The following is an 18,093-nucleotide window of genomic DNA, read 5'->3' on the forward strand; positions in this document are numbered from 1 at the left end:
CCCTTCGCTTTTCCCTTGCCAGATCGCTAATTTTTTCCTGATTTGTTGATCTGGCCAGGGTCATCCCCTGTTTCATTTCATCCATATAGGTTATCTTTTTAATTACAGACTGTGGTTACAGTTGTAAGGAGACCCTGTATGGCGAAGTATCAGAACATGCTGGTAGTAATCGACCCCAATCAGGACGACCAGCCTGCATTGCGGCGTGCGGTGTATCTACACCAACGGATTGGTGGACGCATCAAAGCCTTTTTGCCGATCTATGATTTTTCCTATGAGATGACCACGCTGCTATCGCCCGATGAGCGTACGGCGATGCGTCAGGGTGTCATCAGTCAACGTAGTGCCTGGATCAAAGAGCAGGCGCGGTTTTATATCGAGTCCGGTATTCCGATCGACATTAAAGTGGTGTGGCACAACCGACCCTTCGAAGCCATTATCCAGGAGATCCTCACCGACAAACACGATTTACTGCTGAAGATGGCGCACCAGCATGACAAGCTGGAGGCGGTGATTTTCACCCCTACCGACTGGCATCTGCTGCGCAAATGTCCCTGCCCGGTGTGGATGGTCAAAGACCAGCCGTGGCCGGAAGGCGGCAAAGCGCTGGTGGCGGTGAACCTTGCCAGTGAAGAGAACTATCACGACGCGTTAAACGAGAAGTTAGTCAAAGAAACGCTGGAGCTGGCGGACCAGGTCAACCATACCGAAGTCCATCTGGTCGGTGCCTATCCGGTCACTCCGATCAACATCGCTATTGAGCTTCCCGATTTTGACCCGAGTATCTACAACGACGCGATTCGCGGCCAGCATCTGCTGGCGATGAAAGCGCTGCGACAAAAATTTGGCATTGACGAAAACCGCACCCACGTAGAGAAAGGGCTACCTGAAGAGGTGATCCCTGACCTCTCTGAGCATCTGCAGGCGGGGATTGTGGTGCTGGGTACCGTCGGGCGTACCGGGATATCGGCGGCGTTTCTCGGCAATACCGCCGAGCAGGTAATCGACCATCTACGCTGCGATCTGCTGGTACTCAAGCCGGAACAATACAAAACCCCGGTTGAAATGGACGACGAAGACGACGATTAATATCGCCGCTGAATTACCGGCGTACGTCACTGTATCCCCTGCTCCGGCGGGGGATATTTTTTTCCGACATCTCACCCTGCAGGCATAAAAAAAGGGCCTTCCGGCCCCGTTCATCGCGATACGACAGCCACGCTGCTGTTAATGAATACCTAAACGCCACGCGTGATCGATCTCTTCTTTCAGTTCAAGTGCGGAGAGAGACATCAGATCGGCAAATTCCAGCTCGAGTAGTTTGAATTTTTTCAGGTACTGCGCGGGGGTTAAAGCCGTTGGGTCACGACGCAGGAACTCGATGGCCATTTGTGCGGGGGTTAATTCGGTATCCATAATATCCTCAGTATGATGAAAAAACAGGCTTAGTATAGCACTCCGGGGTGATGGTTTTATGAGCAATTAATGGCCTTGCTGTATATATAAAAAAGCCGTCTCAGCAGAGACGGCTTCATAATTAAAGAGTATTTAGGACGATGATGGATTACAGCGCTTTGAGGATAGCGTCCACGCTGGCTTTCGCATCACCGAACAGCATATGGGTATTGTCTTTGAAGAACAGCGGGTTCTGTACACCAGCATAGCCGGTATTCATTGAACGCTTAAAGACCACCACATTCTGCGCTTTCCACACTTCCAGTACCGGCATACCGGCAATCGGGCTCTTCGGATCGTCCTGCGCCGCCGGGTTAACGGTGTCGTTCGCGCCGATAACCAGTACGGTGTCAGTGTCGGTGAAATCATCGTTGATCTCATCCATCTCCAGCACCACGTCGTACGGCACTTTCGCTTCCGCCAGCAGCACGTTCATATGTCCAGGTAAACGACCGGCAACCGGGTGAATACCAAAACGAACTTTAATGCCACGAGCGCGCAGTCGTTCGGTGATCTCAGCCACCGGATACTGCGCCTGCGCTACCGCCATGCCGTAGCCTGGGGTGATGATCACCGAGTGCGAGTTTTTCAGCATTTCAGCGGTGTCTTCAGCGCTGATTTCGCGGTGTTCACCCACTTCCTCATCGCTACCGGTTGAGGAACCATCGGTACCAAAACCACCGGCAATAACGCTGAAGAACGAACGGTTCATCGCCTTACACATGATGTAGGAGAGAATCGCCCCTGACGACCCCACCAGCGCACCGGTGACGATCAGCAGGTCGTTGCTCAGCATAAAGCCCGCCGCCGCCGCCGCCCAGCCAGAGTAGGAGTTCAGCATCGACACTACCACCGGCATATCTGCGCCACCGATGGAAGCCACCAGGTGCCAGCCAAAGGCCAGAGCGATAACGGTCATCACCAGCAGCGCCAGCACCTGAGTCGCGGTGCTGTCGGTGCGAACAAAGGCCACCAGCAGCAGGAAGGAAACCACCAGTGCCGCCAGGTTCAGCTTATGGCGATTCGGCAACATCAGCGGTTTAGAAGACATCTTGCCGCACAGCTTGCCAAACGCCACAATCGAACCGGTGAAGGTCACCGCACCGATGAAGATACCGAGGAACACTTCGGTCAGATGAATATTGACCAGAATCTGTTCCATGCCGGTTTCATGCTGCAGGTAGCTGTTAAAGCCCACCAGCACCGCCGCCAGACCAACGAAGCTGTGGAGAACCGCTACCAGCTCCGGCATCTCGGTCATTTCGACTTTCTTCGCCAGACGGATACCGATCGCGCCACCGATAACCATCGCCAGCAGGATCCACCCGACGTTGCTGCTGTCCGGCCCAAAAATAGTGGCGATCAGCGCAATGGCCATCCCGGCAACACCGAAGTAGTTACCCTGCTGAGATGACTCGTGTTTGGACAGCCCTGCCAGGCTAAAAATAAAGAGGATCGCGGCAACAATGTATGCAGCTGTAACTAATCCACCAGACATGTGTTACCCCTTATCCTTTGCGGAACATTTTCAGCATGCGCTGAGTAACGGTGAAACCACCAAAAATATTAATGCTGGCGATCAGCACCGCGATAAAACTCAGGAAGCTGACCCAGCCACCGTGGCCGATCTGCAACAATGCCCCGACAACAATAATCCCTGAAATGGCGTTCGTAACCGACATCAGCGGCGTATGCAGCGCATGAGAAACGTTCCACACCACGTAATAGCCAACCACGCAGGAGAGCGCAAACACGGTGAAGTGTCCGAGGAACTCTTTCGGGGCGACGTTAGCCAGCCAGCCGAACAGAATAATCGCCAGCGCCATCAGCGCGTATTTGCGCCACGGTGAAGCCGGCTTTTCTGGCTCTTTCGGCGCCTCGACGGTCTTCGCGGCTGCCTGCGGCTGAGCGGAAACCTGAATCGGCGGTGCCGGCCAGGTCACTTCGCCTTCACGCACAACGGTCACGCCACGGACGACGACGTCGTCAAAGTCGATGGTGATGTTGCCGTCTTTCTCTTTGCAGAGCAGTTTCAGCAGGTTGACCAGGTTGGTGCCGTACAGCTGGGAGGACTGCGTCGGCAGACGGCCCGGCAGGTCGGTGTAACCGATGATCTTCACGCCGTTGGCGGTAGTGACCACTTCGCCAGGGACGGTGTATTCACAGTTACCGCCATTCTGCGAGGCCAGGTCGACCACGACGCTACCGGCGGTCATGGAGTCGACCATTTCGCGGGTAATCAGCTTCGGCGCCGGTTTGCCTGGGATTAACGCGGTGGTGACAATAATGTCGACTTCTTTTGCCTGGGCGGCAAACAGCGCCATTTCCGCTTTGATAAAGGCTTCAGACATGACTTTGGCATAGCCATCGCCACTGCCGGCCTCTTCCTTAAAGTCCAGCTCGAGGAACTCGGCGCCCATACTCTGCACCTGTTCTTTCACTTCCGGACGGGTATCGAAGGCACGGACGATCGCCCCGAGGCTATTCGCCGCACCGATAGCTGCCAGTCCGGCCACGCCGGCGCCGATCACCATCACTTTGGCCGGCGGCACTTTGCCCGCGGCGGTGATCTGACCGGTAAAGAAACGACCAAATTCATGGGCCGCTTCCACAATCGCACGGTAGCCGGCGATGTTAGCCATTGAACTTAACGCATCCAGCGACTGGGCGCGCGAAATACGCGGCACCGAATCCATCGCCATGACGTTAATATTGCGCTCTGCCAGCTTCGCCATTAATTCAGGGTTTTGTGCTGGCCAGATAAAGCTCACCAGCGTCGTGCCTGGATTCAGCAACGCAATTTCATGTTCTTCAGGTGCATTCACCTTAAGAATAATGGGCGACTGCCAGACCTCGGCACCCGCCACCACTTCAGCCCCCGCCTGAATAAAGGCGTCGTCATCGAAACTTGCCAGCTGGCCCGCGCCGCTTTCAACAGCGACGGTAAACCCGAGTTTCAGTAGCTGCTCCACCGTTTTCGGCGTGGCGGCTACGCGGGTTTCATTGGCAAACCGTTCTTTTGGTACCCCGATACGCATAGTTTTCCCTTCCATCGGTTTTTGATGATGGTTTTCTTCTTCTCACCGATAAGGGGTCATGACAACAACGCCATGGCGACCTCATCGATAGAAAATGAAACAGTAACAAACTTTTTATAACCTACTGAAAATACCGATTGTGATCTACAGCGATAAAACAGAAATTTTGATTTTATTGGTAAAACTCACCGTGAACCGTGTCAGGCAGCAATATTTACCTTAATTTTATAGCCAGGCCTGATAATTCGCTTAACTGGAGCGTTTACACACCATTAACCGCCGACCCAAACAAGGAATTAACATTACATTAACTTATAAAAGTGGTATCGATTATCAATTTTGCTGGTCAAGCGGCTGTTTTTTCAACATATCACAATTTGTTATGTTTCTGTGACGCACCTTTCGGGCGGTCAACAAAAAATGACGCAGACAGTCGCTCCTTTTAAATGCAATAATCGAGCGTTATCAGTCAACAACAATACCAATACATGGTTTGCGCAAGGCAAAGGATTATTTTTATGAAGCTTAAGAACTCACTCCTGGCGTCTGCTCTTCTGGCTACGACGGCATTGTCAGCCCATGCAGCGACCGAGCTGACTCCGGAGCAGGCAGCGGCGTTAAAACCCTACGATCGGGTGGTGATCACAGGTCGTTTTACGGCGATTGGCGATGCAGTGAAAGCAATGTCCCGCAAAGCGGACAAAGAAGGCGCGGCCTCGTTTTATGTTGTCGACACTTCTGATTATGGCAACAGCGGTAACTGGCGCGTCACGGCCGATTTCTACAAAGACAACGCCCCGCAGGCCGATGCGCCTAAAAACCGCGTTATCAACGGCGTGATGGAGCTGCCGAAAGACCAGGCGGTTGAGCTGGAACCTTTCGATACCGTCACCGTGCAGGGCTTCTATCGCAGCCAGCCAGAAGTGAATGATGCGATCACCAAAGCGGCAAAAGCCAAGGGTGCAGCATCCTTCTTTATCGTCCGTCAGGTTGATGCCAACCAGGGCGGCAACCAGCGTATCACCGCCTATATCTATAAAGCCGACGCCAAAAAACGCGTGCTGCAGAGCCCGGATGCTATTCCGGCAGATTCTGAAGCCGGGCGTGCAGCGCTGGCTGAAGGCGGTAGCGCTGCGAAAAACGTTGAGATCCCGGGCGTTGCTACCACCGCAGCGGTCGGTGCGGGTACCGGTGTCGGTCGCTTCTTCGAAACCCAGTCGTCAAAAGGCGGACGTTACACTGTCACCCTGCCGGACGGTACTAAAGTCGAGGAAGTGAACAAGATCACCGCGGCGCAGATGGCGCCATTCGACAGCATTAAGTTCACCGGGAACTACGGCAACATGACCGAAATTTCCTACCAGACCGCGAAACGTGCCGCGAAGAAAGGTGCTAAGTACTACCACATCACCCGCCAGTGGCAGGAACGTGGTGGCAACATCACCATCAGCGCAGATCTGTATAAGTAATCGCATCTGTTCTGGCTAAAAAGGCGGCATCCTGCCGCCTTTTTGTTTTTTTTCACCCGTCACCATTGCATGCGCACAAGACACTCCGTAAAATCCCGCGCCTTAGCGCAATCCTCCATTTTTATGCGATTTCGCCAAATAAATATTCTTGATTCACTGCTGTCACCTCGGGAATACAATGGAAAAGAAACTGGGCCTCAGCGCCTTGACTGCCCTGGTACTGAGCTCCATGCTGGGCGCTGGCGTGTTCAGCCTGCCGCAAAATATGGCGGCCGTCGCCAGCCCCTCGGCCCTGCTCATCGGCTGGGCGATTACCGGCGTGGGCATTTTATTCCTCGCCTTCGCGATGCTGCTGCTGACCCGCATTCGCCCCGAGCTGGACGGCGGTATTTTCACCTATGCCCGCGAAGGTTTTGGTGAACTGATCGGTTTCTGTTCCGCGTGGGGATACTGGCTGTGTGCGGTGATCGCCAACGTCTCTTATCTGGTGATTGTCTTTGCCGCGCTCAGCTTCTTCACCGATACCCCTGACCACATCATTTTTGGTAACGGCAATACCTGGCAGGCGATCGTCGGCGCTTCGCTGCTGCTGTGGGTGGTGCACTTCCTGGTGCTGCGCGGCGTACAAACCGCGGCGGGAATTAACCTGATTGCCACGCTTGCCAAACTGATCCCGCTCGGTGCTTTTGTCGTTCTGGCTATCATGGCTTTTCGCCTCGAGACCTTTAAGCTTGATTTCAGCGGCGTGGCGCTTGGCGTACCGGTCTGGGAGCAGGTCAAAAACACCATGCTCATCACCCTGTGGGTGTTTATCGGCGTCGAGGGCGCGGTGGTGGTTTCCGCCCGAGCCCGCAACAAGCAGGATGTCGGCCGGGCTACGCTGCTGGCGGTGCTCTCCGCGCTGGCGGTATACCTGTTGGTCACGCTGCTGTCGCTGGGCGTGGTCGCCCGACCTGAACTGGCCGAAATGCGCAACCCGTCGATGGCCGGACTGATGGTGAAAATGATGGGCTCCTGGGGCGAAGTGGTGATTGCTGCCGGGCTGATTGTTTCCGTCTGCGGCGCCTACCTGAGCTGGACCATTATGGCCGCAGAAGTCCCGTGGCTGGCCGCCACGCATAAAGCGTTTCCGCGGATGTTTGCCCGGCAGAACAAAAATAATGCCCCGTCGTCATCCCTGTGGCTGACCAATATCAGCGTCCAGTTGTCGCTGGTGCTGATCTGGCTGACTAAGTCAGATTACAATACGCTGCTGACCATCGCCTCCGAGATGATTCTGGTCCCCTATTTCCTGGTTGGCGCCTTCCTGCTGAAGATTGCCGTACGCCCGGTACATAAGGTGGTGGGTGTCGGCGCCTGCATTTATGGCTTATGGTTATTATATGCATCCGGCCCTGTGCATTTATTATTGTCAGTGATACTTTACGCTCCGGGTCTTCTGGTTTTCCTGTACGCGCGCCGTACGCACCAGCACGATCGCATGCTTAAACGCCGTGAATTAGCCTTAATTGCTTTTTTACTGGTTGCCGCCGTACCGGCAACGTGGATGCTGGTGGGGTAAGCGGTTGCCCTGCCGCTTAACTCAATGGAGATACCCATGGATACCCGACAGCCTCGCCCGATATTAATTACCGGAGGGGGCCGCCGTATTGGCCTCGCACTGGCGCACCATTTTCTGAGTCAACAGCAGCCGGTTATCATCAGTTATCGCACCCACTATCCAGCCATTGACGCGCTGCGCGATGCCGGGGCCATTTGCCTCGCCGCCGATTTCAACAGCGACGACGCGATTATGACCTTCGCCGAAGCGGTGAAGCAGCATGCCGGCAACGGCCTGCGCGCCATTGTCCATAATGCCAGCGACTGGATGGCGGAAAAGCCGGGCGTCCCGTTGAGCACCGTACTGTCCAGCATGATGCAGATCCACGTCCATGTCCCCTATCTCCTGAACCATGCGCTGGAAGGCCTGCTCCGCGGTCACGGCCATGCCGCCAGCGATATTATTCATATCACGGACTATGTAGTGGAACGCGGCAGCGATAAACATATCGCCTATGCCGCCAGCAAGGCCGCGCTGGATAACATGACCCGCTCCTTTGCCCGCAAGCTGGCGCCGGAAATCAAAGTCAATGCGGTCGCCCCGTCGCTGATCATGTTTAATGAAGGCGATGATGCCGAATATCGTCGGCAGGCGCTGGATAAATCACTGATGAAAAGCGTGGCGGGCGAGCAGGAAATTATCGACCTGCTCGAATACCTGTTTGCCAGTCATTTCGTGACCGGGCGTTCTTTCGCCGTGGATGGCGGCAGACACCTGCGTTAGTGGAACCGGCTCCAGCCGAGAATCAGGAGCCAGGCGCACAGGCTCCAGCATCCCACAGCGCCCGCCAGCGCGTAAGGCAGGCGCATCATTGCGGTGAAGTACCACAGCGACAGCAAATAAATGAAATAGGGAATAATCGACCACATGCCAAAAACAATGGTCGTGCGCAGTGCTTCAATACCGCGCTCGCTGGCCACAATATAATGCGCGATCAGAGCAAAGGTCGGAAACAGCGGAATTAACCCGGCAATATAATAGTTTTTGGTTTTAGACAGCACCCCAATCAAAACCACCACCAGCGCCCCTAGCAACGCTTTTATCAACAACGCCATACCCAAAACCTTAACCTTTTAACAACAAGATGAAGCAGCATAGCGGAAGTAGACAGATACACAATATCCTTCGCGACAATAGGCCTGCAGGGTGACATCCATTTTTATAAAAGAGTAATGGCGGGTACTGTAGTGCCGGTGTATGTTAATTCTTTTTCTTGAATACCAATTATATGAATAAGATCGTTTTTGTTGAGGATGATCCGGAAGTGGGCGCGCTGATTGCGGCCTATCTCGGAAAGCACGATATGGACGTGGTTGTGGAACCACGCGGCGACCGGGCGGAAGCGGTCATCGCCGCGGAAAAACCCGACCTGGTGTTGCTGGACATCATGCTGCCCGGCAAAGATGGCATGACGCTGTGCCGCGATCTCCGCGGTCAGTGGCAGGGGCCAATTGTGCTGCTCACCTCGCTCGACAGCGATATGAACCATATCTTGTCCCTGGAAATGGGCGCCAGTGATTATATTCTGAAAACCACGCCGCCTGCCGTGCTGCTGGCCCGTCTGCGCCTGCATTTGCGCCAGCACGTCAGCGTGGCGGTGAACGCTACCCCGACGGCGCTCACCCAACATAAAACCATCACCTTCGGCTCGCTGCTGATCGACCCGGTCAATCGCCAGGTGCTCCTCGGCGGCGAGAGCGTCGCCCTGTCCACCGCCGATTTTGAGCTGCTGTGGGAGCTGGCAACCCACGCCGGGCAGATTATGGATCGCGATGCCCTGCTGAAAAACCTGCGCGGCGTGAGCTACGACGGAATGGACCGCAGCGTCGATGTGGCGATTTCTCGCCTGCGTAAGAAACTGCTCGATAGCGCAACGGAACCCTATCGCATCAAGACGGTGCGCAATAAAGGCTATCTGTTCGCCCCGCACGCCTGGGATAACTGACGGCTCAGCCACTAACATCAACACAGTAGCGTTCAGCGTGACTATTGCGGTGAGATTTTATGAAAAAGCTGTTTGTGCAGTTCTACCTTCTGCTGTTCGTCTGCTTCCTGGTGATGACGATGCTCGTGGGGCTGGTGTATAAATTCACCGCCGAACGCGCTGGCCGACAGTCGCTGGATGACCTGATGAAAAGTTCGCTGTATTTAATGCGTAGCGAACTGCGGGAGATCCCGCCGCGGGACTGGAGCAAAACGCTGAAAGAGCTGGACCTTAATCTGTCATTTGACCTGCATATCGAACCGCTGAGCAAATTTAAGCTCTCAGAAAACTCGATGCAACACCTGCGCGCCGGCGATATTGTCGCCCTTGATGACGAATACACCTTTATCCAGCGGATCCCACGCAGCCACTATGTTTTATCGGTGGGCCCGGTGCCTTATCTCTATTTTCTGCATGAAATGCGCCTGCTGGATGTGGCGTTGATGGCTTTCATCGCTATCTCCCTGGCCTTTCCGGTGTTTATCTGGATGCGCCCCCACTGGCAGGATATGTTGCGCCTCGAGACCGCCGCCCAGCGTTTCGGTGAAGGGCATTTTACCGAACGCATTCATTTCGACAGCATGTCCAGCTTCGAGCGGCTGGGGGTGGCCTTTAATCAGATGGCTGACAACATCAATGCGCTGATCGCCAGTAAGAAACAGCTGATTGACGGGATTGCGCATGAGTTACGCACCCCGCTGGTACGCCTGCGCTATCGCCTGGAGATGAGTGAAAACCTGACCGAGGCGGAATCGCAGGCGCTGAACCGTGATATCGGTCAGCTGGAAGCGTTAATTGAAGAGCTGCTGACCTACGCCCGGCTGGACCGACCGCAAAATGAGCTGAACCTGACTACGCCTGATTTCCCGGAGTGGATCGAAACCCACATCGATGAGATCCAGTTGGTCAACCCGCAGCGCGACGTGACGCTGCATAATATCGTCGCCGGCAGCTACGGCGCGCTGGATATGCGCCTGATGGCGCGCGTGCTGGATAACCTGGTGAACAACGCCCTGCGCTACAGCAGTCAGCGTATTCAGGTAAGCCTGACGCTGCAGGGCTCCCGGGCGACGCTGCAGGTGGAAGATGACGGGCCGGGTATCGCGCCCGAAGAGCGTGAGCGGGTGTTTGAGCCGTTTGTACGTCTCGACCCAAGCCGCGATCGCGCCACCGGCGGCTGCGGGCTGGGACTGGCGATCGTGCACAGTATCGCCCAGGCGATGTCCGGCGACGTCAGCTGCGACGCCAGTTCGCTCGGCGGCGCCCGTTTTAGTTTTAGCTGGCCCATCTACCACCAGTTGCCCGATTTAAGCGCTGCCTGACGGTTCTTGCACCGAAGCCGCGGCCTGCTATAGTTATAAATCAAATAGTATGTTGTAACTAAGGTGAATGTAATGGCTGACTATGACCTCGTTGAACGTCTGAGTGACACCTTTCGCCAACTGGAACGCGAACTACAACAGCTCCAGCAGCGCCTGCGCGACTGCCGTCTTCTGGCCGCCCGGGTCTTTGAGCTACCCGCCGTCAGCAAAGAGACGGAACACCTGCCGCTGGAGACGATCCAGGTGGTTCAGCACCTCGGCCAAACCGCCCTCGAGATGAGCCTGCGCCATTACAGCCATCTGTTTATTCAGCAGCAATCGGAACGTCGGAGCAGCAAGGCCGCGGTGCGCCTGCCCGGCGCAATCTGCCTGCAGGTTGATGGTGAGCAACAGACGGTGCTGCAACAAAGTATCGTCCGTATCAACGCCCTGAAAGCAACGTTCGAAAAGATCGTCACCGTTGAATCCGGCCTGCCGGCCACCGCCCGCTTTGAGTGGGTTCACCGCCATCTGCCGGGGCTCATCACCCTCAGCGCCTACCGCACCCTGACGGTTTTAAACGATCCCAGCACCATTCGATTTGGTTGGGCCAATAAACACGTGATTAAAAATCTCACCCGCGACGACGTACTGATGCAGCTGGAAAAAAGCCTGCAATCACCGCGGGCGGTTCCGCCATGGACGCGCGAGCAGTGGCAAAGCAAGCTGGAGCGGGAGTATCAGGATATCGCCGCCCTGCCGCTGCGGGCGAAACTCAAGATTAAACGGCCGGTGAAAGTGCAGCCCATTGCCCGGGTGTGGTACGCGGATGCGCAAAAACAGGTGCAGCACGCCTGCCCTGGCCCGCTGATTGCGTTGATATCCGGCACGCGCGGGGTGAGCGTCCCGGATCTCGGAGAACTGCTGAATTATGACAGTGACAATGTGCAATACCGTTATAAACCCCAGGCACAGTCGCTGAAATTACTGATCCCACGACTGCACCTGTGGTTGGCTAACGAGTAGCCATGCTGCCGACCATATCCTGCGGGCGCACCCAGCTGTCGAATTCAGCTTCCGTCAGGTAGCCCAGCGCCAGCGCGGCGGCCTTCAGCGTGAGCCCCTCTTTATGGGCCTTTTTCGCGATTTCAGCCGCTTTGTCGTAGCCGATATGGGTATTCAGCGCGGTCACCAGCATCAGGGACTCGTTGAGCAGCTGGTTGATGCGCTCCCGGTTGGGTTCAATCCCGACGGCACAGTGTTCGTTGAAGCTCTCCATGCCGTCAGCCAGCAGCCTGACCGACTGCAGGAAATTATGGATAACCATCGGGCGATAGACGTTCAGCTCGAAGTTACCGGAAGCCCCGCCAATATTCACCGCCACATCGTTCCCCAGCACCTGACAGCAGAGCATCGTCAGCGCTTCACACTGCGTCGGGTTGACCTTGCCGGGCATAATCGACGAGCCGGGCTCATTTTCCGGAATCGCAATCTCACCGATGCCGCAGCGCGGGCCGGAGGCCAGCCAGCGCACATCGTTGGCGATTTTCATCAACGAGGCCGCCAGCCCTTTCAACGCGCCGTGGGCGTGCACCAGCGCATCGCAGGTGGCGAGGGCTTCAAACTTGTTCGGCGCGGTCACAAACGGCTGGCCGCTGAGGGCCGCCAGTTCTGCGGCAACGCGAACGGCATATTCCGGATGAGTGTTCAGCCCGGTCCCCACCGCCGTGCCTCCCAGCGCCAGCTCGCTGAGGTGCGGCAGGCTCAGCTCCAGATGACGGAGATTATGTTCCAGCATCGCCACCCAGCCGGAGAACTCCTGTCCGAGCGTCAGCGGCGTGGCGTCCTGCAGATGGGTGCGGCCGATTTTGACGATGTCGTTGAACGCGGTGGATTTATCGTTGAGGGTCTGGGTCAGCGTCCGTAGCTGAGGAATAAGCTTTTCACGCAGAGCGATAATTGCCGCTACGTGCATCGCGGTCGGGAAAACGTCGTTGGAGCTTTGGCTCTTATTCACGTCATCGTTTGGATGCACTTTACGCTCCATCCCCCGCACGCCGCCCAGCAGTTCGCTGGCGCGGTTTGCCAGCACCTCATTCATGTTCATGTTGCTCTGGGTACCGGAGCCGGTCTGCCAGATAGCCAACGGAAATTCATCCGGATGGCGCCCCGCCAGCACTTCATCGGCGGCGCTCATGATAGCTTCCGCCTTTTCCGCCCCCAGCAGGCCCAGATCCTGGTTAACCCGCGCCGCCGCCCGTTTGGTCAGCGCCAGCGCAAAGATCAGTTCGCCCGGCATTTTTTCCGTCGAGATGCGGAAATGTTCCAGCGAACGTTGGGTCTGCGCGCCCCAGAGTTTGTCGTCAGGCACGTCAATCGCGCCCATAGAGTCTTTTTCACTGCGATGCGTTGTCATTACTTTCTCCTTGAATACAAAGTCAGTCATTGTGACAAGGCTCACCTGCTTTAAAACCTACAGTATTGGTCAGATTTTTAATTATGGATTGGTGGTTCGTGCCGCTAAGCGACATAAAAAAACCGCCCCGAAGGGCGGCCAGGATTATTTCACACAGCGTGTGCATTGCGAGGTCTGAATCTGCTGGAAGAAGTCGTTACCTTTGTCATCCACCAGGATGAACGCCGGGAAGTCTTCCACTTCGATTTTCCAGATAGCTTCCATTCCCAGCTCCGGATAAGCCACGCACTCCAGGCTGCGAATGCTCTGCTGCGCCAGCACCGCCGCCGGGCCACCGATACTGCCGAGGTAGAAACCGCCATGCTGATGGCAGGCATCGGTCACCTGCTTGCTGCGGTTGCCTTTCGCCAGCATGATTTTACTGGCGCCGTGAGACTGCAGCAGGTCGACGTAGGAGTCCATTCGCCCTGCCGTGGTCGGACCGAGCGACCCGGAAGCATACCCGTCCGGTGTTTTAGCCGGACCGGCGTAGTAGATCGGGTGGTCTTTCACGTACTGCGGCAGCGTTTCGCCGTTATCCAGCAGCTCTTTCAGCTTGGCGTGGGCAATATCGCGCGCCACGATGATGGTGCCGCTCAGGGAGAGTCGCGTCGAGACCGGGTACTGCGACAGCAGCGCCAGGATTTCGCTCATCGGCTGGTTGAGGTTGACCTTCACCGCTTCGCCTTCACCGGCCTGGCGCAGCGCTTCCGGGATATACTTCCCAGGATTGCTTTCCAGTTTTTCCAGCCAGATACCATCGCGGTTGATCTTGCCTTTGATATTGCGGTCCGCAGAGCACGATACCCCCATCCCCACCGGGCAGGAGGCGCCGTGGCGCGGCAGACGCACCACGCGGATATCGTGAGCAAAGTATTTGCCACCAAACTGCGCGCCGAGGCCGAGGTTCTGCGCTTCCAGCAGCAGCTCCTGCTCCAGCTGCACGTCGCGGAAGGCCTGACCGTGCTCATTCCCTTCGGTCGGCAGGCCGTCGTAATAGTGGGTCGAGGCCAGCTTGACGGTTTTCAGAGTCGATTCCGCCGAGGTCCCGCCAATCACGAAGGCGATATGGTACGGCGGGCAGGCCGCAGTACCGAGGGTGCGCATCTTCTCAACCAGGTAGTTTTTCAGCTTCGCCGGGGTGATCAGCGCTTTGGTTTCCTGGTACAGATAGGTCTTGTTGGCAGAGCCGCCGCCTTTGGCGATGCACAGGAATTTGTACTCGTCGCCATCGGTGGCGTAGAGGTCGATCTGCGCCGGCAGGTTGGTGCCGGTATTGACCTCGTTATACATATCCAGCGGGGCATTCTGCGAATAGCGCAGGTTATCCTGGATATAGGTGTTATAGACCCCCTGCGCCAGCGCCGCTTCGTCACTGCCGCCGGTCCACACGCGCTGACCTTTTTTGCCGGTGATGATCGCCGTCCCGGTATCCTGGCAGGTCGGTAAAATACCTTTAGCCGCGATATCGGAGTTGCGCAGGAACTGCAGGGCGACGTATTTGTCGTTTTCGCTGGCTTCCGGGTCGCTAAGGATATCAGCAACCTGCTGCTGATGCGCCGGGCGTAACATAAAGGAGGCGTCGTGGAAGGCGTGTTGTGCCAGAAGGGTCAGTGCCTGGGGTTCTACCTTGAGGATTTCCTGGCCGGCGAACTCGGCGACAGAGACGTAATCACGACTGAGGAGATAATACTCGGTGTCATCCTTTTTGAGGGGAAAAGGATCCTGATAAACAAACGGTTTATTCGACATTGTGCTCTCACTTACTGCTTGGCTGATTATATTTCAGGCAGACACTCCATTTGCCTGTAGAAAAGCGAGTCGATCAATTTTACACAAATTTTTAACAAAAACTGAGACAAGGACGACTTTTTCTTTCAGCAGTTGCTTATCAGCAGTTTACTGGTTTAATAGAACGATTATCATCAAGTGGAAACAGGGATTGAGAATGCAAAAGCTCATTAACTCAGTGCAGAACTATGCCTGGGGAAGTCATACCGCCTTAACCGAACTGTACAGCATCGCGAATCCGGACAACCTGCCGATGGCGGAGCTGTGGATGGGCGCGCATCCGAAGAGCAGCTCAAAAATTGTCGATGCTAACGGCACCACGCGCTCGCTGCGTGAGGTCATTGACGGCGACAAGTCGGCGCTGCTCGGTGACAAGGTCGCACAGCGTTTCGGCGAGCTGCCGTTCCTGTTTAAAGTGCTGTGCGCCGCCCAGCCGCTGTCTATTCAGGTCCACCCGAACAAGCAGGCCTCCGAGATTGGCTTTGCTAAAGAGAATGCCGCCGGTATTCCACTTGATGCCGCAGAACGTAACTATAAAGATCCGAACCACAAGCCAGAGCTGGTCTTTGCGCTGACGCCGTTCCTGGCGATGAACGCCTTCCGTGAGTTTGCCGAGATTGCCGCCCTGCTCCAGCCGGTAGCCAACGCCCACCCGGCCATTGGCGAGTTCCTGAGCCATCCGGATGCGCAACATTTAAGCCAGCTGTTCGCCGGCCTGCTGAATATGCAGGGCGAAGAGAAAGCCCAGGCCCTGCGTATCCTGCAAACGGCGCTGGACAGCCAGCAAGGTGAACCGTGGCAGACCATCAAGCTTATCGCCGAGTTCTATCCGGACGACAGCGGCCTGTTCTCTCCTTTACTGCTCAATGTTGTCAAGCTGAACCCCGGTGACGCAATGTTCCTGTTCGCCGAAACCCCGCATGCGTATCTGCAAGGGGTGGCGCTGGAGGTCATGGCTAACTCCGATAACGTGCTGCGCGCAGGCCTGACGCCGAAATATATCGATATTCCGGAACTGGTCGCCAACGTGCAATTCGTGGCGAAGCCGGCGGGTGAACTACTGACTCAGCCGGTCAAACAGGCGACAGAGCTGGACTTCCCGATTCCGGTTGATGATTTCGCCTTCTCCCTGCATGACCTGTCAGCGCAGGCGGCCCCTCTTGCGCAGGAGAGCGCGGCGATCGTCTTCTGTGTGGAAGGCGAAGCGGTGTTGAGCAAAGGCGACCAGCGCCTGACCCTGAAACCTGGCGAGTCGGCATTTATTGCCTGCAACGAGTCGCCGGTAGAGGTCAGCGGCAGCGGCCGCGTGGCGCGCGTCTTCAATAAGCTCAAGTAAGTTACTGAACTTTTTAGCCGCGCTTGCTAGACTTTCCCACATCATGACAACATGACCAGGCGGCCCGACCCGCCTGGTTTTATTTATGGACAAATGCTATGAAGAAAACGCTGGTCGCAGCAGGAATTATCGTGGCTCTGGGTGTTATCTGGACAGGTGGCGCCTGGTACACAGGGAAACAGCTGGAAAATCATCTCGCCGAAGTCGTGAAACAGGCGAATGCACAGCTTCAGAACAGCGCCCCGGAAGCCGGCGTTGAACTCGCCTCGCAGAACTATCAGCGCGGCCTGTTCAGCAGCCGCCTGCAGCTGGTGGTGAAACCGATTGCCGGTAAAGAACACAGCTGGCTCGCCGCCGGGCAGAGCCTGGTCTTTGATGAAGTGGTCGATCACGGTCCCTTCCCGCTGGCCGCGCTGAAATCCGGTCAGCTGGCGCCCGCGATGGCCTCCGCTAACACCACTCTGGTGAATAACGACACCAGCAAAGCGTTGTTTGAGATTGCCAAAGGCGAAACCCCGTTCATTATCGATACCCGCATCGCCTACAGCGGCGATAGCCGCTCGGCTATTACGCTGAAACCACTGGACTATGCCAAAGGCGATGAAAAAGTCACCTTCAGCGGCGGTCAGTTCCAGCTGAATGCCGATGCAGAAGGCAAAACCGTCAGCCTCACCGGCGACGCGAGCGGCGGCCAGATCAACGCGCTGAATGAGTACAATCAGAAGGTGCAGCTGAGCTTCAGCAACCTGAAGGCCGACGGTGCAACCGAAATGACCAGCTTCAACGAGCGCATCGGTAAGCAAAAAATCGCGCTGGAAAAGCTGTCGATCGGCGTTGAAGGGAAAGAGCTGGCCCTGCTGGAAGGCATGAACATTGACGGCCAGTCTTCACTGACCGACGATGGCAAAGGGATCAACAGCCAGCTGGATTACACCCTCAACAGCCTGAAACTGCAAAACCAGGATATCGGCAGCGGTAAACTGACCGTGAAGCTGGCAAACCTTGATGGCCAGGCCTGGCATCAGTTCAGCCAGCAGTACAACACCGAAGCCCAGGCGCTGATGGCCAATCCTGAGCTGACGCAGAACCCGGAGCTGTACCAGCAGGCGCTGACCGAGACCTTCTTTAAGGCGCTGCCGATCCTGCTGAAAGGCAACCCTTCCGTGACGATCGCCCCGCTGAGCTGGCGCAATGCCAAGGGCGAAAGCACCTTTAACATGTCAATCCTGCTGAAAGATCCTGCGCAAACCACCACCGAGCCGCAAACCCTGGCGGATGAAGTGGACCGCAGCGTGAAATCGCTCGATAGCAAACTGGTGATCCCGGTCGATATGGCAACCGCCTTTATGACCCAGATTGCCGGTCTTGAAGGCTATCAGCCGGCAGACGCCGCGAAGCTGGCTGACCAGCAGGTGAAAGGGATGGCGGCAATGGGCCAGATGTTCCGCATCACCGCCATGGAAGACAACGCGATTACCTCCAGCCTGCAGTACGCTGACGGACAGGTTACCCTGAACGGCCAGAAGATGCCGCTGGATGAGTTTGCCAGCATGTTTGGCTATGCGCTGCCGACAGCACCTGGCGGCGCGCCGCAGGACGCTCAGCCACAAGAGCTTGTGCCGCCGGTGACGCCGGCAGTCCCGCAGCAGTAATCCTCCGGATAG

General features: G+C 56.2%; 15 protein-coding genes. 9 read left to right on the forward strand and 6 right to left on the reverse strand.

Features of this window, described 5'->3' with window-relative positions:
• The first annotated feature begins 138 nt into the window (after positions 1-138).
• Complete coding sequence (gene uspE / locus EDF82_RS05410) at positions 139-1,089, forward strand: universal stress protein UspE (protein ID WP_123754548.1); 951 nt, start codon at positions 139-141, stop codon at positions 1,087-1,089.
• Between the two features lie 138 nt (positions 1,090-1,227).
• Here uspE and EDF82_RS05415 read toward each other — a convergent pair whose 3' ends face one another.
• The 3 genes from EDF82_RS05415 to pntA all read right to left on the reverse strand — a co-directional run bounded on the left by EDF82_RS05415 (position 1,228) and on the right by pntA (position 4,493).
• A complete protein-coding gene (locus tag EDF82_RS05415) occupies positions 1,228-1,416 on the reverse strand; it encodes a YdiH family protein (protein ID WP_123754549.1) in 189 nt (62 codons plus the stop codon).
• 148 nt (positions 1,417-1,564) lie between these two features.
• Entirely contained in the window at positions 1,565-2,953 is a 1,389-nt protein-coding gene (gene pntB, locus EDF82_RS05420) for a Re/Si-specific NAD(P)(+) transhydrogenase subunit beta (RefSeq protein WP_123754550.1), read from the reverse strand.
• Positions 2,954-2,963: 10 nt separating this feature from the next.
• Entirely contained in the window at positions 2,964-4,493 is a 1,530-nt protein-coding gene (gene pntA, locus EDF82_RS05425) for a Re/Si-specific NAD(P)(+) transhydrogenase subunit alpha (RefSeq protein ID WP_123754551.1), read from the reverse strand.
• A gap of 518 nt (positions 4,494-5,011) precedes the next feature.
• On the opposite strand from pntA, the gene ydgH reads away from it, so the two are divergent.
• From ydgH to folM, 3 genes are all read left to right on the forward strand, one after another.
• Complete coding sequence (ydgH, locus tag EDF82_RS05435) at positions 5,012-5,962, forward strand: DUF1471 family protein YdgH (RefSeq protein WP_123754553.1); 951 nt, start codon at positions 5,012-5,014, stop codon at positions 5,960-5,962.
• Between the two features lie 178 nt (positions 5,963-6,140).
• Entirely contained in the window at positions 6,141-7,523 is a 1,383-nt protein-coding gene (locus EDF82_RS05440) for an amino acid permease (protein ID WP_123754554.1), read from the forward strand.
• Positions 7,524-7,559: 36 nt separating this feature from the next.
• The gene (folM, locus tag EDF82_RS05445; protein WP_123754555.1) at positions 7,560-8,285 is read left to right on the forward strand and encodes a dihydromonapterin reductase; all 726 of its coding nucleotides are present in this window, start codon (positions 7,560-7,562) and stop codon (positions 8,283-8,285) included.
• On the opposite strand, the gene EDF82_RS05450 is transcribed toward folM, so the two are convergent.
• Positions 8,282-8,617: a GlpM family protein gene (locus EDF82_RS05450; protein ID WP_123754556.1), complete on the reverse strand. Its 336-nt coding sequence runs from the start codon at positions 8,615-8,617 to the stop codon at positions 8,282-8,284. The two genes, folM and EDF82_RS05450, sit on opposite strands and share 4 nt — an antisense overlap.
• Positions 8,618-8,790: 173 nt before the next feature.
• On the opposite strand from EDF82_RS05450, the gene rstA reads away from it, so the two are divergent.
• The 3 genes from rstA to tus all read left to right on the forward strand — a co-directional run bounded on the left by rstA (position 8,791) and on the right by tus (position 11,873).
• Positions 8,791-9,507: a two-component system response regulator RstA gene (gene rstA, locus EDF82_RS05455; RefSeq protein WP_123754557.1), complete on the forward strand. Its 717-nt coding sequence runs from the start codon at positions 8,791-8,793 to the stop codon at positions 9,505-9,507.
• Positions 9,508-9,566: 59 nt separating this feature from the next.
• Positions 9,567-10,868: a two-component system sensor histidine kinase RstB gene (gene rstB / locus EDF82_RS05460; RefSeq protein WP_123754558.1), complete on the forward strand. Its 1,302-nt coding sequence runs from the start codon at positions 9,567-9,569 to the stop codon at positions 10,866-10,868.
• A 72-nt stretch (positions 10,869-10,940) separates the two neighbouring features.
• Positions 10,941-11,873: a DNA replication terminus site-binding protein gene (gene tus / locus EDF82_RS05465; RefSeq protein ID WP_123754559.1), complete on the forward strand. Its 933-nt coding sequence runs from the start codon at positions 10,941-10,943 to the stop codon at positions 11,871-11,873.
• On the opposite strand, the gene fumC is transcribed toward tus, so the two are convergent.
• Both fumC and fumA read right to left on the reverse strand, forming a co-directional pair.
• Positions 11,863-13,263, reverse strand: a complete 1,401-nt coding sequence (gene fumC / locus EDF82_RS05470) for a class II fumarate hydratase (RefSeq protein WP_123754560.1) — start codon at positions 13,261-13,263, stop codon at positions 11,863-11,865. The genes tus and fumC overlap by 11 nt on opposite strands.
• Before the next feature lie 144 nt (positions 13,264-13,407).
• A complete protein-coding gene (gene fumA / locus EDF82_RS05475) occupies positions 13,408-15,054 on the reverse strand; it encodes a class I fumarate hydratase FumA (RefSeq protein ID WP_123754561.1) in 1,647 nt (548 codons plus the stop codon).
• A gap of 196 nt (positions 15,055-15,250) precedes the next feature.
• Between fumA and manA the strand changes: the two genes are divergently transcribed.
• Both manA and EDF82_RS05485 read left to right on the forward strand, forming a co-directional pair.
• Entirely contained in the window at positions 15,251-16,429 is a 1,179-nt protein-coding gene (manA, locus tag EDF82_RS05480) for a mannose-6-phosphate isomerase (RefSeq protein ID WP_123754562.1), read from the forward strand.
• 98 nt (positions 16,430-16,527) lie between these two features.
• On the forward strand, positions 16,528-18,081 hold the full coding sequence (locus EDF82_RS05485) for a YdgA family protein (protein WP_123754563.1): 1,554 nt from the start codon (positions 16,528-16,530) through the stop codon (positions 18,079-18,081).
• The last annotated feature ends 12 nt before the right edge of the window (positions 18,082-18,093 follow it).

It is taken from the genome of Klebsiella sp. BIGb0399 (assembly GCF_003752615.1).
GTDB classification, from domain to species: Bacteria; Pseudomonadota; Gammaproteobacteria; order Enterobacterales; family Enterobacteriaceae; genus Klebsiella; species Klebsiella lignicola.

Coding starts and splice junctions, on each gene's coding strand:
- uspE (WP_123754548.1), top strand. CDS start 139: ATGGCGAAGTATCAGAACATGCTGGTAGTAATCGACCCCAATCAGGAC.
- EDF82_RS05415 (WP_123754549.1), bottom strand. CDS start 1,416: ATGGATACCGAATTAACCCCCGCACAAATGGCCATCGAGTTCCTGCGT.
- pntB (WP_123754550.1), bottom strand. CDS start 2,953: ATGTCTGGTGGATTAGTTACAGCTGCATACATTGTTGCCGCGATCCTC.
- pntA (WP_123754551.1), bottom strand. CDS start 4,493: ATGCGTATCGGGGTACCAAAAGAACGGTTTGCCAATGAAACCCGCGTA.
- ydgH (WP_123754553.1), top strand. CDS start 5,012: ATGAAGCTTAAGAACTCACTCCTGGCGTCTGCTCTTCTGGCTACGACG.
- EDF82_RS05440 (WP_123754554.1), top strand. CDS start 6,141: ATGGAAAAGAAACTGGGCCTCAGCGCCTTGACTGCCCTGGTACTGAGC.
- folM (WP_123754555.1), top strand. CDS start 7,560: ATGGATACCCGACAGCCTCGCCCGATATTAATTACCGGAGGGGGCCGC.
- EDF82_RS05450 (WP_123754556.1), bottom strand. CDS start 8,617: ATGGCGTTGTTGATAAAAGCGTTGCTAGGGGCGCTGGTGGTGGTTTTG.
- rstA (WP_123754557.1), top strand. CDS start 8,791: ATGAATAAGATCGTTTTTGTTGAGGATGATCCGGAAGTGGGCGCGCTG.
- rstB (WP_123754558.1), top strand. CDS start 9,567: ATGAAAAAGCTGTTTGTGCAGTTCTACCTTCTGCTGTTCGTCTGCTTC.
- tus (WP_123754559.1), top strand. CDS start 10,941: ATGGCTGACTATGACCTCGTTGAACGTCTGAGTGACACCTTTCGCCAA.
- fumC (WP_123754560.1), bottom strand. CDS start 13,263: ATGACAACGCATCGCAGTGAAAAAGACTCTATGGGCGCGATTGACGTG.
- fumA (WP_123754561.1), bottom strand. CDS start 15,054: ATGTCGAATAAACCGTTTGTTTATCAGGATCCTTTTCCCCTCAAAAAG.
- manA (WP_123754562.1), top strand. CDS start 15,251: ATGCAAAAGCTCATTAACTCAGTGCAGAACTATGCCTGGGGAAGTCAT.
- EDF82_RS05485 (WP_123754563.1), top strand. CDS start 16,528: ATGAAGAAAACGCTGGTCGCAGCAGGAATTATCGTGGCTCTGGGTGTT.